This window comes from Rothia sp. P7181 (assembly GCF_048513015.1).
In the GTDB taxonomy this organism is placed as follows: Bacteria; Actinomycetota; Actinomycetes; order Actinomycetales; family Micrococcaceae; genus Rothia.
The window spans coordinates 1-15,530 of the sequence record NZ_JBLXXZ010000002.1 but is presented as its reverse complement, the minus strand read 5'-3'; the positions used below and the strand labels follow the sequence as shown (position 1 = coordinate 15,530).

Sequence of the window (15,530 nt, the reverse complement as noted above, 5' to 3'; positions counted from 1 at the left end):
TACCTTAAACGGTGCCCGGCACATCTGTTATTGTCTTGAACCTTGTTGAAAGGACAGCTAACTGTGAAAGCCCGTATTGGATGGCTCGCCGGAAGTAGCCTCATCGTATGTGTGATGGCGCTGCCGATTCTTGGTGTGCTCATGGGGCTTTTCTCGCCTGTTAACGATACTTGGCGGCATATTCAACAGTATCTACTTGCTGATTACCTTATCGAAACTGCTCTTTTAACTATCAGCAGTGTTTTATGTGGGATTATTTTAGCTAGTGCTTTGGCGTGGTTTGTGACAGCCTACCAATTCCCTGGGCGTAAGTTCTTATCGGTAGCGTTGGTGATGCCGTTAGCTATCCCGCCTTATATTGGGGGGTACACTTATGTATCGCTGACGGGGTACACCGGTCCGATACAGATCTTCTTCCGAGAACATTTAGGGTGGACCCCTCCACCGGGCTTTTTGGATATCCAAAATATCTATGGCGCAATTTTTGTTTTTACACTTTTTCTGTACCCATACATTTATTTGGTGGTCAGAAGTTTTCTTGACCGTCAAGCCGGTCAGCTACTCGAAGCGTCTCGTATGTTGGGTGCTTCAAGAACTCGCACGTATTTTCGGGTCATTTTGCCGTTGACTCGTAACGCTGTTGTTGCCGGTGCGACGCTGATGGCGTTTGAAGTGTTGAGCGATTATGGTGTGGTGTCTCATTTTGGGTTGAATGTTTTTACGACCGCAATTTTTAAGGCTTGGCTTGGTTTTAATGATGTTGCTTCGGGTCTTAAACTTGCTGCTATTCTTCTGATTGTGGTGACCTCTGTGAGCATGGGGGAGAAGGCTCTTCGTGGGCGGCGTTCTTATGCGTATGCTTCTGCTCAGGTCACACCTATTCAGGCTGTTGCTCTTGACGGGTGGCGCAAGATTGTTGTTCCTGCACTGTGTTGGGGAACTTTCATTGTTGCCTTAGTGATTCCTGTTGGGCAGATGGTGTATTGGGCTGTTTTATCGTGGGATAATATTCGTCGGAGCGGAATTGTCGAAGCTTTTAGCGCCACCTTGAGTGTTGCTTTTGTGGGTGCACTGCTGACCACCTTATGCGCGGTGATTGTGGCTGAACATCAACGTATATGGCCTACACGGTTTTCAAAGTTGATGGCTCGCATCACTGTCGTTGGGTATTCTATTCCTTCAACGGTTATCGCCTTATCTATTCTGTCTCTCATTTTTTGGGTCGCAAATGCGTGGGGACTTCCTCTGACGTTAAACCCAGCAATGATTGTGTTAGCTTATCTGATTCGCTATCTTGCGGTGTCGATGCAACCGATAGAATCTGGTTTTGAACGTATTGGCACACGTTTTACTGAAGCGTCTCGATGTTTGGGGCACGGGCCAACCAAAACATTGGTTCGTGTTGACCTTCCAATGATGAAAACTGCGTTATATGGTGCTTTTCTTTTAGCGTTTATTGACATGGTTAAAGAGCTTCCTATTGTGTTAATTCTTCGACCGTATAATTTTTCGACGCTCTCAACGACGGTGTTTCAATATGCTAATGATGAGCAGATTCCAGAATCAGCGTTGGCAAGTCTTCTCATTATTGGTTTGGCGTTTATACCTGTTCTTTTACTGGTGGCACGTGGCTCATCTACGGACAAGAAAGATAAGACTTTACGATGACAACCATCAAACTCACTAATATTGTTTTTTCGTACCTTGGTTCACGCATCCGTCAGCTAGATGGTTTTAGTGTAGAGATTCCTTCTGGGGAGTGTACTGCTCTTTTGGGTCCTAGTGGCTGTGCGAAAACAACGGTGTTGCGTCTGATTGCAGGACTTGAAAAACCAGATTCTGGGGTTATCAGAATGGGGGATAGGGTGCTCTCTGATACGAGGTGTTTTGTGGAGGCTGAGCATCGTAATATTGGCATGATTTTTCAGGATTATGCGTTGTTCCCTCATATGACGGTTGAGAAAAATATTGCTTATGGTTTGATAGGTGTCCCTCGTTCAGTACGTAAAGAGCGTGTTGATGAGGTGCTGCAGTTAGTTGGTATGGGCGGCTACCAGAATCGTTATCCTTATCAGTTATCTGGCGGGCAGCAGCAACGTGTTGCTGTAGCTAGAGCATTAGCGCCGAAACCTGAGGTGCTTTTGTTGGATGAGCCGTTTTCTCATCTAGATACTCATTTGAGGCAGAACGTGAGAGAAGAGATTAAATCGCTTTTGCAGGCTGCGAAAGTAACTTCGGTGTTGGTAACTCATGATCATGACGATGCTGAAACGTTAGCTGAGAATATTGTTCAGATGAAAACAATGCGATAGCTTTTAGTCGTTGGGGTATTGCTGATGCACTGTGGGTGAGTATACGTCATATACCTTCTGCTTCTCTGTGTAGTATTTAGTAAAACACTGAAAATTTTATAACTTATGTTAGGCTTGCCTAAGTTCTGTAAAATGAGTTGAGAAGAGCCTTTCATGCTTTCTGTTTTAGACTTTTTAGTCCATGAGAACTTGGTGATTATAGGTTTCGCCGTCATCGTTCCCTTGGTCTTTATATTGCGTCGTTCTATTCGTTCTCACGCAGTTTTGTATTATCTGGGAATCACCGTCATCACCTTTATTGTTTCGGGTCTGTGGATTCACTGGGCACTAACCGATAGCTACCCTGTAGATGAGTGGTGGTGGCCTTTTATGAGTCAGATGAAGCGTGGCTCGGTTGGCTTCGTATTCTTCACTATTGTGATGTTCCAAGGTGTTATCAAACCATGGAATAAGGCAACGAGAGAGCTATATGCTATCCGTGGCGAACTTTCTATCTTTGCGTGCATCACCTCATTCTGCCATCTTCTGCTCTATGGTTTGAGCTGGCTCATTGACCACGGCGAAGCAGAAGTTCCTTATGACATTCTTTTCTGGACATCACTCCTACTGCTCATTGTTGGACTGCCGCTGTTTATTACGTCCTTCAAAAAGATTCGTTTCTCTATGAAGGCTGCGAACTGGCAGAAGCTCCATAAAGCATCGTATTTCTTCTACTTCTTGCTGTATGCAAACGTGATTTTTGTGTTTATTCGACGATTCCTTGTGTTCTCTGACCGGTTGCATGAACCCGAGAACCTGCCGTGGCTGATTGATACGTATGTTTCTCTTGCCATTTACACTGCCCTCTTCGTGACGTATACGGTGCTACGCATTCGTACGGACAGGAATAAGCGCGAGCGTGCCCGTGTACGTGAGCTTAAACGTAAAGCACACGAAGAAGGCCGCGTGCTTGAAGCTATTAGCTAGGGTGTTCGTATCATCTTAGAAGAGGTTTCTCTACCATGTCGATGGTGGGCTGGGGCTTTGACCGGAACTGGTCAAAGCCCCAATTTTTGTTTGGCGTGAACTTGTTATCCCTAAAGAACATTTCTGCTTCTGCTGTCTTCGCCTGCGTAATCTTGTGTATTTTTATGCTGTAGTTCTGTTCTAAATCTTTCATATTACAGTTTTCTTCGTATCCTTGTAATGAAGAGCTTTCTGTTTGATAGTCATTTGAGGAGTAGAAATATGCTTTTACAGGAGCTAAAGAGTATGTGCAGGGAAGTTGTGGATCCTCATACTCGTTCTTTGGTGAGAGAGATTATTCAATGTTACGAGATTGAGGCTTATACTGCAGGTTTAGAGTTACTGCGGGTAGCAATCCTGACCGATATTATGAATAAACAGTTAGTACTCTGGAGAGTAGAACAGTCTCGCGATGACAAAAAGATGCCTTATGAAAATCTTTTATATCAGTATTTAAGCAAAAAAGAAGAAGAGGATTCAAATAAAAAAGGAAAAGAGAACGTTACAGACCCATTGTCTAATGAAAAAGATCTTATTATGGGTAAATCTAAAAGTGTCGTTGATTATCCTTTTAGTAAATCATCAATTATAGATTTTAAACCTACTTTCACATACCCCAGTATATTTTCTAAAGTATGTGAAAGTAGGTGTGAAAATAAAATACAAAAGATTCTTAAAAAGATTGAAATACACTTAAATAGTGATGATTCTATAAAATGTATCTTTGTAAAATTATTATCAGATAGTGTAAAAATATTATTTTCTTATAATTTGCTTGAAGAAGATTTTCGAAAAAGTATTGTGAAGTCTGTTGATGGTAAAGATTGGCCGGGGGCTGAGGTGTTTGGTCAAGAACTTGAATCGCTATTGAATAAATCTCCTGATTGTAGGTATTGTTACCAAAAAGACATAGTTTATTATGTGGTTTCTTCCAGTGCCTCTGGATCTCTTGTTAGACATGATCTTACTAATGATTTTAAACCAAATCAAGAACAAACTAAGAAAAATATTTTTATCCGGTCGACAGAAATCATTAAATATTTAAAAAGCAAAGGATGCGAGAAAATGTATCTACAGGAATTTGAACGCGCTGTTTCAGGCTGGATAAATGTTTCGGACCCAGAAAAAGGTTGTATAGATGGGTATTTTCATGATGAGAAAGTGTTGGATCATATATCAAATATCTATGGTCCTTCTTTGTTGATCGAAAAGTGCAATAAAGTATTGGAGAGTACATCTGAGGAGTCTAAAAAAGAGAGAATTAGGAAAAGTTTAGATTATCTGGAGCAAAAATATTATAATTCGCCTAAAGAAGACATTTAATTATTTTATAAATTTTATATGTGTTTTAGATAGGAGTAAGTTTTGAAAGACTTAGAATCTATAATTTATGGAACTCATAATGAGGAAACTCGAAAATTGGTGCGTGAAGTTGTTGAGTGTTATCAGGTTGGTGCTTATCGAGCTAGCTTGGTTTCTCTGTGGGTTGCAGTGATACTTGATATAAAAAATAAGCTTAATGAGTTAAAACCTCAAGAAAATTCGAAGAATGAATTTAGAGATCCTTCTGAGGATGAGGGTGATCTTGTTAAACAAGCTCTCAAACAGAAAATTATATCAATGTATGAATGCGCTGAATTACAGCGAATTAAGAATGATAGAAATTTTTGTGCTCATCTTGGAATTGCTGATGAATATAGTGCGTCGTTATTTGTTCCGGAGCAGGAAAAAGTTCGAGCTCATTTGGTTGCAGCAGACCGCATATTGTTCTCTCAGCCTCCTCTAAGTGGGCGCATTATTTTGTACAAGCTTGATGAACAGCTAAAACAGGGTGGTAATCTTGATAAATACTCTGAGGAGGAATTTTATAGCGAGTATTTTGAGGATAAATCCGATTCACTTAAATATCAGATAATTAGGAAGCTGTGTCAAAAAATTATCGACACTCCTCCAAAGGAAACATCTTCTAATGGTATACATAAAAAGCTTAAATTTTGTATAGCAAAGAAAGGTGGAATAAATCAAGAAAAATTATGGGAGCACCTTTTTTCTGATGAATATACTTCGCTAAATACGTTTAGTAATACTAACTTATTAAAATTTGTTAGTTTATTCAGTGGGTGTAAATCATTGTGGAAGACTTTGGATTATAATGATAAAGGTCTGCTCATTAATCGTATCTCTTCCATAATAAGAGAGCGATTTAGAGATCCTTTGAATAATTCTTCTAACATTGATTATCGTTATTTTTTTGATTGTCTTTATTTAGAAAGTGTTGAAGAGGAAAATTCTCTTCTGAGTGTTGTCAAAAGATATCTAGAAGAGTGTGAAAATGTACACCAAGATATTAAAAAATATGTTATCGATAATGACAAAAAGTGTATTAGTGATAACTTGGTGATATTTATGTTCAAGATTTTTGATGAAGAAGCTTCTACAGATAATCTAGATTTAGATAGTATGACTCGATTTATTCAAGAAATCGTGGGTGTGGAGAAAGTCTCTGACTGTATCAAACATGATGCTTTATCTAGATTATTGAAATCTTTTAAATATGTTAATAATTACGATGATGCTAAGGAAATATGGAAGTCCTTGGAAGAGTTTGGTAATCGTTTTAAGGTAGAAGATGTTAAAAAGCTTGAAGAAGCAGTTAAAAGAGAAAAAGGTACTTACAGAAACCAGATACTTGGAACCCGCCAATCGTGTACATCAGCTCGAAAAATCTACAATTCAGGGGAGAAAACAGCTGAATGGTGTGAAGCATGGCTGTCATTTACGAAAACTGCCTCTGAAGATTGTAAACAGGACGGCATTCCTTTTGTGATTAGTGAACGTGCTGAAGAATTTGAGAAATTCAACGAAGCTATTAAAGCTGACCTGTGAAATCCTGCTAGAAAACGTAGAAGAGGCGGGGGATAGTATCTAAAGGCTAGGCAATAATAAAATGCTAGTATGGAGATACTATGTGGGGGCTTTGACCAAACTGGTCGACCCCCCCACATTCGCGTTATAATGTACTGTTTTGGAATCTATGGGATAATGGGGCGAACACAGATTAACGAATGACAGGAGACAGTCATGTCCGCCGCACCCGCATGCCCAGAATGCACCGAAGAATATAGCTACGAGCAAGGCACCCTATGGGTCTGCCCCATGTGTGGACACGAGTGGTCTGCCGAAGAAAGCACCGAAGAATCTACCGAACAGGTTGCTAAAATTCTTGACGCTGTTGGTAACGAACTCTCAGATGGCGACGCTGTGACCATTGTTAAAGGTCTCAAAGTCAAAGGTGGCGCCGATATTAAAAGCGGTACGAAAGTCAAGAGCATCCGTCTTCTTGAAAGCCCCGTGAACGGTCACGATATCGAAGCAAAAGTTCCAGGCGCAGGGCAGATGTACCTCAAATCTCAGTTCGTCAAAAAATCAAACTAGAATTTTTCTAGAACTCCGATAAAAATGACGGTAGTGAAGCACCCCCACAATAAAAAGGGGTGCTTTACTACCGTCATCTTTATATCTTCAGTGTTTAAGGAATACAGTTCTCATGAAAACGGCGGTAGAGGGCAACCCCTAGCCACGGTGTCAAAAGAGCCAATACAAAAACGATTCCCATCGTATTAAACGTGCTTACTGTGGCATGAGCTTCGGTCGTCTGCTGTACAACACTTTCATTGAGAGCTTGCACGATAGAATAATCTACTGTCTGGGCAGTTACTTCAGCTGCTTGAGATGGTGTCAAAAATGTTGCGAACAATGTTAGGAAAAGAACAATAATCCCTAACGTCCTTTTCTGAGCGTTCATCATATTCCCCTAAAAATATGGATGAGTATTCTGTTATATTCCCTAATATCTAGAATAAAAGAAAAAATCCTCAAACGGAATACTCATGCTCAAATGAGGTGCGTAGAGTTACTTCTTGACGGTAGCTCATGAACGGTATAATAAGCGGTGCTAAAGAAGATTTTAATCGACAGAAAAACACTATGCTTGCTCAATTCATGACCATCTTTATGGCATTTTTTGCCATCATGAACCCACTGTCAAATTTGCCAGTGTTCATTAGCCTTGTTCAAGGAGACAACACTAAAACACGTAATTCGGTGGCGGCCCGTTCACTACTTTTTGCTTTCTCTATTATCGTGGTGTTTTCACTTTCTGGAAAGCTCATATTTGAAGAATTCGGTATCGGGTTGCCCGCTCTACGGATTGTCGGAGGCATACTCGTCTTCTTGATTGGTTACCACATGCTACAAGGGAACCATTCTTCTTTTGCTCACCCAAGCCAATCTGATCAGGAAGCGAGCAAAGAGCAGATGCTATCAGTGGCAATATCGCCTCTTGGTATGCCGTTACTTGCTGGACCTGGAACTATTGCCACTGCAATGAACTATTCTGCTCAAGGAAATTCAACTGATATCCCCATCACCTTGGCTGCCTTTGGGCTCTTGTGTGTGGTGACGTATCTTTGCTTCCGCTACGGTAGCGGTATCGTAAAATTCTTAGGTCAAAATGGTCTGAATATTATGACCCGTTTAATGGGGCTTCTATTAGGTGTTATCGGAATGCAGATGCTCATTGCCGGCATGCTCGGCGCTTTCCCAGGGCTTGCGCACTAACCTCAACACCTTCTACCAACAGGACTCTCTGGGGCGGCAACCTTCTTTACAAGGTTGCCGCCCCAGAGCCTTTACCCCTATGACAGCTCAGCGCCTACCTCACCTTTAGGGCACTCGATGTGTCCACTCAGTCGTGCCGTACTTTTCATCAACAAGTTTTTGGGCTTGTTCACGTTCTTGGGTCGTAAGCTCACCCATTGTTGCCCCATAGCGAGAAGCGAACACCGCTTTCATGGTCTGAATAATTTCTTCACGAGTAGCACCCGTCTGCCGGCGTAGCGGGTCTACACGTTTCTTTGCCGAACGTACACCCTTATCAGAGATTTTTGCCTTACCAATACGCAAAACTTCAAGCATTTTATCGGCGTCAATATCGTAGCTCATCGTGACATGATGCAGGATAATGCCGTGGCTTCGCTTCTGGGCTGCACCACCAATCTTTCCAGCATCAGAGGTGATGTCATTAATAGGCTGATACCAAGCATTCACCCCGTGCTCCGCTAACGCCTGAAGCACCCACTGATCAAGAAACTCATACGACTCTTCATAAGAAAGACCTGCTACAAGAGATTCTGGTGCATAGATGGAATAGGTGATGCAGTTTCCACCTTCCATAAACATGGCACCGCCACCGGTTGCACGACGTACTACCTGCACATGATGTTCTTTGATACCTTCGGGGTGCAACTCATTCTGATATGACTGAAATGCACCAATGACGGTTGCGCAATCATCCCAATGCCAAAAACGTAGGGTCGGTTTGCGTCGGCCCTGTCGAACTTCTTCGAGAAGATACTCGTCTAAAGCAACGTTAAGCGGAGTGGGGAGAACACCTGGGTCAATTATTTCCCACTCAAAGTCAGAAAAGATTTTTGCTTCAGCTAATGCTCGACGCACCGCAAAGGCAATATCGTAACAGCTCACTCCATGCATCTGAGCGTTTGGATACCCTTCAAATGCTGTCTCAAGACGACCGCTAATTTCTTCCACGCTTGCTCGTACCGGTATCCCTACAAGTGCAGGAGAAACAGTGAGGAATGCCTCATCAGGTTCGATAAAGAAATCTCCTGATATCTGTGCTTTGGTCACTTCTGCGCCGTCAGTGCAAAGGTCTGCAACGACGAGTTTTCCGCCGGGGACTTTATGTTCGTAGTGATAAGTTTTGCTCATACTTCTAGCTTAGAGAGCTTTGAGTCTCTTAGGTAGACCTAAGTTCATTTAAGACGTGCTCTTCTATACAAGCTATATAACTCTTATCGGTTTCTGATCAGAAGAAAAGCAGCCAAGAGAGAAATACCTTCTTAGAAAAATATGACGCTTTGAGAGATACTTTTGCTATTTTCCTTGCTGTTTATCAGGTACGTGATAAAGAATAGAGTCATGGCAGAAACAAAACTAAAAGGTAATACCGTCCACACCGTTGGTGAACTTCCCGCAGTTGGCGCACATGCGCCAGCATTCTCTGTTGTTGGGGCAGATCTCTCTGAGATTACTAGTGCAGACTTCGAAGGTAAGAACATCGTTCTTAATATCTTCCCGTCTGTTGATACTGGTGTATGCGCTCAGTCTGTACGCACCTTCAACAAAGAAGTTGCCTCCTTAGAAAACACCGTTGTAATCTGCGTTTCTAAAGACCTTCCCTTCGCACTAGGTCGCTTCTGCGGTGCAGAAGGCATCGAAAACGTGGTAGCAACTTCAGATTTCCGTTCCACTTTTGGGCAAGATTACGGTGTCCTTCTTGAAGACGGCCCGCTTGCTGGTCTACTAGCTCGTTCCGTCGTTGTCCTCGACCCTCAAGGCGTTGTTCTTCACTCACAACTTGTTGAAGAAATTCACGACGAACCAAACTATGAAGCAGCGCTCGCTGTCCTCAAAGCATAAGAAAATATTCCCTCACCTATAATGCTCGTAGGGTGGTTGTGCAAATCATCTGCACAACCACCCTACGACGTTAACGTCTTAACTCCTTTTGAATCTTTTAGACGAAAACAAGATTTGCCAGAAGGACACACACGACCGTTCCGCTGACCATTGACGCCACCATGTTACGGGTGCTCACATGAACAATAATTGTGACAACAGCTCCTAAAAGATACGGGAGAAAACTCTCAGAAGAAGAATAGTCAATATGGTAGAGCGCGTAGACGGCTAATAAAATCATCGCTCCTGAAGGTATCCAACGACTGAGATGGTCAATAAGAGGTGAATCTTTAAGCGCATTTTTAATGGCGAAGGGAACTGCCCGTAATACAAAAGTTACTGCGCTAGCTACTAAAACGGCCAGTAGCATATATTCAACGCTAGGCATGATGGTGAGCCTTCTTCTCTGCAAATTCGAGAGCAAAATATCGCAAAATCAGTAAGAGAACATACAACAAAAGAGCAGCTGTGAGCATCGAAGTCGGGAAGAAAACAATCGCTACTAAAGCAGAGAACAATGCGAGGACTGCGCATACCCGATCGTGTGTTGCTCGATAAGAATCTATTGCAAGAATGATAAAAAGTGCTGTCATCACAAAATCAACACCTTTAATATGGGAGAGGAAACTCGCCCCGATAACAGCGCCCATAGCGCTGCCTGCCGTCCAACACACATGAAGCATTGCTTGCATCCATAAAATGCTAGATGAACGTAGCTTTGTTGCATCTTTTCCTGCGGTCAGAGCGAATATTTCGTCGGTTAGAGCATATATCGAATATGTTTTTGCGAGTTTTCCTTTGACCTGATGTAGAGGAAAAGATAGACCATAGATAAGATGCCGTGCGTTGACAAGAAAAGTATTGGCGGCAATAGAAAGTAGCGGTGCGTGCGAGGCAATCATTCCTACTAACAAGAATTCAACAGAGCCTGCAAAAACACAGAAAGAAATCACCGGAGCAAGCCACCATGGAAGATGTAAAGAGGTGAGGAGAATTCCTAACCCCATGCCCATAATAACGAATCCTCCCCAGATGATTCCGGTGAGTCTGAACGCTTCTTGAAAGCTAGTTTCGTGGGGGAATGTCTGCTGATAAGCTCCGTGAATAGGAGGTGTCTCATCTTCTGCAGGCTGAGATGACGTAGTGTTATCGGGCATATAGATATTCTAGAGAGGTTCTACCGAAACTGGAATAGAATGCTACCAGCTAATGTTGTATTTGACAGGAGATCCTAGTCTGTATGTTTTCCCCAGTGAGGAGATAAAAATGAGTGAACCAGAAAATACTAAAACCAATACTCCTGCCCGTGAACAGGACCCAAACTATCGTGCTGTTCAGGTTGAACGCTTAGGGGTTTCTCACTACCGTGCAATCAATGCGCAGGGTGCAACTCTTGAGTTCGGACGAGGAGAGGGGCTGCTTAGCCCCGTGGACTTGCTATTAGCTGCTATTGCTGGGTGCGCGTCCATTGATGTTGATGTGGTGACTTCTCGACACACTGAACCAGAGGTTTTTAAGGTGACTCCTTCTGCAATGCGTGTTGAAGAAAACGGTGCCGTTCGTCTTGAGAACGTTCAGGTAGCTTTTGATCTTGCTTTTCCTGAAGACCAAGGTGGCAAGAAAGCTGCTTCCTTGGTTGAACGGCTTTTGCAGTTATCTCATGAGAAAGATTGCACGGTCTCTCGTACTGTTCAGCACGAGACTTCAGTAAAGTTTGTGTGTAAAGATACTCAAAAATAAGTAGAGCTATCAGCTTTTAACATATGGGCTGAAGAACCGGCAGTGTGTTACACATTGCCGGTTCTTTTCTGTGGTGTGTGAAAGCTTTTTTATGGTTTTCTATGGGTTTCGTGCTGAGGATTACGCAAATATACCCCTGTTTTTAAAGACCATAACTGGTAATCTGAAAAATAACTTAAGGTACATAAGATTTTCTTATGTACCTTTGATGCACATTTCCCCTCACAACGTTAAAGGCAAAACTATGTCCGAAACCAAACACGAGTTGCCCACCTCAGAAAAGCAACTCAAACGCGGCCTACAAAGCCGCCACATGCAAATGATCGCCATCGGCGGCGCCATCGGAACCGGACTATTCGTAGCCTCCGGCGAAACCATCGCCACAGCAGGTCCCGGCGGTGCTATCGTCGCCTACTCACTCATCGGACTCATGGTATTGCTCCTCATGCAATCCCTCGGCGAAATGTCCGCACACCTACCAGTACCAGGCTCCTTCCAAACCTACGCCGCACGCTTCGTCTCACCCTCCTTCGGGTTCGCCATGGGCTGGAACTACTGGTTCAACTGGGCCATCACCGTCGCCGCAGAACTCGTCGCAGCCGGTATCGTCATGAACTTCTGGCTACCAGGAGTACCGGGATGGGTTTGGGCAGCAACCTTCCTCATCCTACTGACAGCCCTTAACGCACTCTCCTCCAGAGCTTACGGAGAAGGGGAATTCTGGCTAGCAACCATCAAAGTCATTACCGTCATCGTCTTCCTCATTGCCGGCGTTGCCATGATTTTCGGAATTATCGGAGGAACTTCCCCAGGATTCCATAACTGGACAAACGGAGAAGCCCCCTTCGTCGGCGGATGGCTCTCCATCATCTCCATCTTCATGGTTGCAGGATTCTCCTTCCAAGGCACCGAAATGGTTGGCGTCGCAGCAGGAGAAGCCGAGAACCCCAGCCGAGACGTCCCCAAAGCCATTAAATCTGTTTTTTGGCGTATCATGCTGTTCTACATCGGCGCGATTATCGTCATCGGATTCCTCATCTCCTACACCGACCCAAACCTCCTACGTACTGACGCAACAGACATCGCATACTCACCATTCACCCTTGTCTTTGAACGTACCGGCATTGCCTTTGCGGCAGGACTCATGAACGCTGTAATCCTCACCGCTGTTCTCTCCGCCGGAAACTCAGGACTCTACGTCTCCTCACGCATGCTCTACGCACTTGCCATCGAGAAAAAAGCCCCTCAAATCTTCGCAAAGGTCAACAGCCGCGGCGTACCAATGCCCGCTTTGCTCGCCACCGCCGCCGTTGGAATCTTCGGTTTTCTCACCGCTATTATCGGTGAAGGCTCCGCCTACACCTGGCTTATTAACATCTCAGGCCTTTCCGGATTCATTTGCTGGGTCGGTATCGCTATCAGCCACTACCGTTTCCGCCGTGCCTACATTGCACAAGGAAAAGACCTCGCCGACCTTCCCTACACCGCTCCGCTATTCCCGCTAGGTCCTATCGTCGCTTTCGTCATGTGCGTTATCGTTATCCTCGGACAAAACTACCAAGCAGTATTCAACGGACAGCTCCTTGAAGTAACCAGCGCATATATCGGTTTGCCAATCTTTATTGCCGTCTGGCTCATCCACAAAATGGTCACTAAATCTACCATGATTCCGCTAGAAGATGTCGACGTATCCGGCCTACGCGTAGACAAAAGAAAACACTAACCCTCTAAAATAGAGAAAAGTCCTGGACAGCATTTGCTGACCAGGACTTTTCTATTATCTCAAACTAGCTCTCTGAAGATGCTGTTGTGATAGAACCCGTACGCGGGTGGAACTTCTCAATAAAAGACTTATAACCAGCTTCTGCAAGAGTAGAACCTGCACCGTCATAAAGATTCACCACAGTATCAGCACCCAACTCTTTAAGCTCTTTAATCTCATCAGCATATTGAGACACCGCCACAAAAGCACAATGTGAATGAGCCTCAATCGCATGACGCATTGCATCAACGTTGGTGCCGTGAACGGGCATCGCAAGAATCACAAGATGTACCTGTGGGTTGTCCGTAACGCGCTCCCAAAACTTCTCATCGGTTGCATCAGCCTCAATCACGTTATAGCCCTGCTCTGCAAGGGCGCTCACACGAGGCTCCGAGGTATCAACCCCAGCAACTGGCAATTGATAGTTCTGAACTAAATCATCGTAGGTCGCACGACCAATCTTGCCCATACCAAAAATAACAGCTTGAACATCACCCAACTCAACGGGGCGTTCTTCAGGGTGGCGTCGATGAACAGGCACCGGCGGAACCAACGCCGCAAGACGAGACGGCAACGAAGAACCACGCATATTTAATATGGTTCCGAGAACAAAACTCAACGATACTGCTAATGAGAAAGTAATAGTCCACGATGGGTCAAGTAAACCAGCGCTGGTACTCATCGCAATCACAATAATGCAGAACTCACTAAAATTAGTCAGCGTCAATGAGGTTAATACTGACGTACGTGGAGAAAGACCCGCCCACCGCAAAATTGCTGTATATGCCACAGTGTTGATAGGGAGCAGGAACAACAGCAAGAACGCAAATAATGACTGGCTCAACGACGGTACACCGGCAAGTCCGGTGGAGACAAAGAAACCAACAAGCATGAGCTCTTTCAACGAGAACAGAATACGTGAAAGCTCATTAGACTTCGGGTGAGAAGCAATCAGCATCCCCATCACAAGAGCACCTAAATCGCCTTTGACACCAACCATGTCAAAAAGCCAATACCCCGGAACAAACGCCAGAACAATACCGTACAGAACGAGCAGCTCACCATGCCCCATCTGCGCAAGACCTTTTTTGAAAAGCCACGAAGCAGGAACTAAGAAAACTAGTCCTAAAGCCCACCACGTCGGTGAATGCTCACCAGAAACAGCCACAAATAACACGGCAAAAAGATCCTGAACAACGAGGATACCTAATGCCGTGCGCCCATATAAAGAACGCGTTTCAGAACGTTCCTCAAGAGTCTTTGCCACAAGCACTGTAGAGCTAAACGAGAGTGCAAAACCTAAAATAGCTGCTTGCTCTAGAGGGATAACTTCATGAACACCTAAGCCCAAAGCAGTCAGAAAAAGAATGAAAGATGCACCACACACCGTGGTAATGACAAGATGAACAGCACTAGTGAGCCAAACTTCAGTTCTAAAAAGTAAACGAGGGTCTAACTTCAAACCAATGGTGAAGAGCATAAGAGTCACACCCAAATCACCAAGTTTCGAGATAGCCTCTACTGGTTCGTACCCTAGAATGTTCAGAATAATTCCGCTCAATAAAAAACCGAGCATCGGGGGAAGTCTTAGGAATTTAGCTCCTACTCCACAAAGGACAGGAAGAACAAGGTAGGGAACAAAATCGCTCATGGGCGGCTCCTTATATTAGGGGTTAGAGTGCGTATTGAATAGGTAACTTTCCGTCCTCAACTGCGCTGTGCAAACGGTGAAAATCTTGGGTGCAAATTTGTGCATAGGCGTGGGCAAAACGCCCCATATGCACATCAAATATTTTATCGGCCTCACAATATACCGCGATATCGTCAATATGACGTGACTGCGCATGCGCTCGCGCCAGAAGCGATGCGCACACTTTCGCTGTCTGTTTAAGACCTTCAGCGTCTAATGCAGAAATATTGATAGAACCTTTCATATCTCTGAACTGACGCACATAATAATCGGTGGTTGTTCCTTGTCGAGTCGGAACATCAGTAATCCACCCGAGGAATGCATCTGATTGTGATTGCATCACTCTCTGTCCGGCGACAACGCGGAAGCCGTTACCCATGGGGCGGTCAGGAAAGCCAAGAGATTCTGAGGTCTGCTCAATTTTTCCGTACGTGTGCAACACCGTATCTTGTGCTTCTTTAACTTGGATGAAGAGGGGATT

16 protein-coding genes are annotated in these 15,530 nt (G+C 44.1%); 10 read left to right on the top strand and 6 right to left on the bottom strand.

Going from position 1 to position 15,530, the window contains the following annotated elements; translation table 11 throughout:
* Window positions 1–63: 63 nt before the first annotated feature.
* The 6 genes from ACN08Z_RS01420 to ACN08Z_RS01395 all read left to right on the top strand — a co-directional run bounded on the left by ACN08Z_RS01420 (window position 64) and on the right by ACN08Z_RS01395 (window position 6,752).
* Window positions 64–1,668, top strand: a complete 1,605-nt coding sequence (locus ACN08Z_RS01420; RefSeq protein WP_419102853.1) for an ABC transporter permease — start codon at window positions 64–66, stop codon at window positions 1,666–1,668.
* Complete coding sequence (locus ACN08Z_RS01415) at window positions 1,665–2,312, top strand: ABC transporter ATP-binding protein (protein WP_419102852.1); 648 nt, start codon at window positions 1,665–1,667, stop codon at window positions 2,310–2,312. Before ACN08Z_RS01420 ends, ACN08Z_RS01415 begins: the two co-directional genes overlap by 4 nt.
* 153 nt (window positions 2,313–2,465) lie before the next feature.
* A complete protein-coding gene (locus ACN08Z_RS01410; RefSeq protein WP_419102851.1) occupies window positions 2,466–3,278 on the top strand; it encodes a hypothetical protein in 813 nt (270 codons plus the stop codon).
* Between the two features lie 261 nt (window positions 3,279–3,539).
* Complete coding sequence (locus ACN08Z_RS01405; RefSeq protein ID WP_419102850.1) at window positions 3,540–4,640, top strand: hypothetical protein; 1,101 nt, start codon at window positions 3,540–3,542, stop codon at window positions 4,638–4,640.
* Between the two features lie 42 nt (window positions 4,641–4,682).
* Window positions 4,683–6,203 carry a hypothetical protein gene (locus ACN08Z_RS01400; protein ID WP_419102849.1) on the top strand — a complete coding sequence of 507 codons (1,521 nt, stop codon included), beginning with the start codon at window positions 4,683–4,685 and terminating at the stop codon, window positions 6,201–6,203.
* 195 nt (window positions 6,204–6,398) lie between these two features.
* Window positions 6,399–6,752: a zinc ribbon domain-containing protein YjdM gene (locus ACN08Z_RS01395; protein ID WP_419102848.1), complete on the top strand. Its 354-nt coding sequence runs from the start codon at window positions 6,399–6,401 to the stop codon at window positions 6,750–6,752.
* Between the two features lie 94 nt (window positions 6,753–6,846).
* Here the strand turns inward: ACN08Z_RS01395 and ACN08Z_RS01390 are convergent, their stop codons facing one another.
* On the bottom strand, window positions 6,847–7,122 hold the full coding sequence (locus ACN08Z_RS01390; RefSeq protein WP_419102847.1) for a hypothetical protein: 276 nt from the start codon (window positions 7,120–7,122) through the stop codon (window positions 6,847–6,849).
* A gap of 182 nt (window positions 7,123–7,304) precedes the next feature.
* Between ACN08Z_RS01390 and ACN08Z_RS01385 the strand changes: the two genes are divergently transcribed.
* Window positions 7,305–7,937, top strand: a complete 633-nt coding sequence (locus ACN08Z_RS01385) for a MarC family protein (protein ID WP_419102846.1) — start codon at window positions 7,305–7,307, stop codon at window positions 7,935–7,937.
* A 105-nt stretch (window positions 7,938–8,042) separates the two neighbouring features.
* Here the strand turns inward: ACN08Z_RS01385 and ACN08Z_RS01380 are convergent, their stop codons facing one another.
* Complete coding sequence (locus ACN08Z_RS01380; RefSeq protein ID WP_419102845.1) at window positions 8,043–9,107, bottom strand: lipoate--protein ligase family protein; 1,065 nt, start codon at window positions 9,105–9,107, stop codon at window positions 8,043–8,045.
* 210 nt (window positions 9,108–9,317) lie between these two features.
* On the opposite strand from ACN08Z_RS01380, the gene tpx reads away from it, so the two are divergent.
* On the top strand, window positions 9,318–9,818 hold the full coding sequence (tpx, locus tag ACN08Z_RS01375) for a thiol peroxidase (RefSeq protein ID WP_419102844.1): 501 nt from the start codon (window positions 9,318–9,320) through the stop codon (window positions 9,816–9,818).
* A 97-nt stretch (window positions 9,819–9,915) separates the two neighbouring features.
* On the opposite strand, the gene ACN08Z_RS01370 is transcribed toward tpx, so the two are convergent.
* Window positions 9,916–10,245 (bottom strand): branched-chain amino acid transporter permease, encoded by a 330-nt coding sequence (locus tag ACN08Z_RS01370; protein ID WP_419102843.1) that lies wholly within the window; start codon window positions 10,243–10,245, stop codon window positions 9,916–9,918.
* Window positions 10,238–11,014 carry an AzlC family ABC transporter permease gene (locus ACN08Z_RS01365; protein WP_419102842.1) on the bottom strand — a complete coding sequence of 259 codons (777 nt, stop codon included), beginning with the start codon at window positions 11,012–11,014 and terminating at the stop codon, window positions 10,238–10,240. Before ACN08Z_RS01365 ends, ACN08Z_RS01370 begins: the two co-directional genes overlap by 8 nt.
* A 109-nt stretch (window positions 11,015–11,123) precedes the next feature.
* Between ACN08Z_RS01365 and ACN08Z_RS01360 the strand changes: the two genes are divergently transcribed.
* Window positions 11,124–11,597, top strand: a complete 474-nt coding sequence (locus ACN08Z_RS01360; protein WP_419102841.1) for an OsmC family protein — start codon at window positions 11,124–11,126, stop codon at window positions 11,595–11,597.
* Window positions 11,598–11,841: 244 nt separating this feature from the next.
* A complete protein-coding gene (locus tag ACN08Z_RS01355; RefSeq protein WP_419102840.1) occupies window positions 11,842–13,320 on the top strand; it encodes an amino acid permease in 1,479 nt (492 codons plus the stop codon).
* A 64-nt stretch (window positions 13,321–13,384) separates the two neighbouring features.
* On the opposite strand, the gene ACN08Z_RS01350 is transcribed toward ACN08Z_RS01355, so the two are convergent.
* Both ACN08Z_RS01350 and ACN08Z_RS01345 read right to left on the bottom strand, forming a co-directional pair.
* The gene (locus tag ACN08Z_RS01350) at window positions 13,385–15,010 is read right to left on the bottom strand and encodes a cation:proton antiporter (RefSeq protein WP_419102839.1); all 1,626 of its coding nucleotides are present in this window, start codon (window positions 15,008–15,010) and stop codon (window positions 13,385–13,387) included.
* Window positions 15,011–15,032: 22 nt separating this feature from the next.
* Window positions 15,033–15,530 (bottom strand): DUF2252 family protein (locus tag ACN08Z_RS01345; RefSeq protein ID WP_419102838.1); only part of this gene is annotated, 498 nt, incomplete at its 5' end.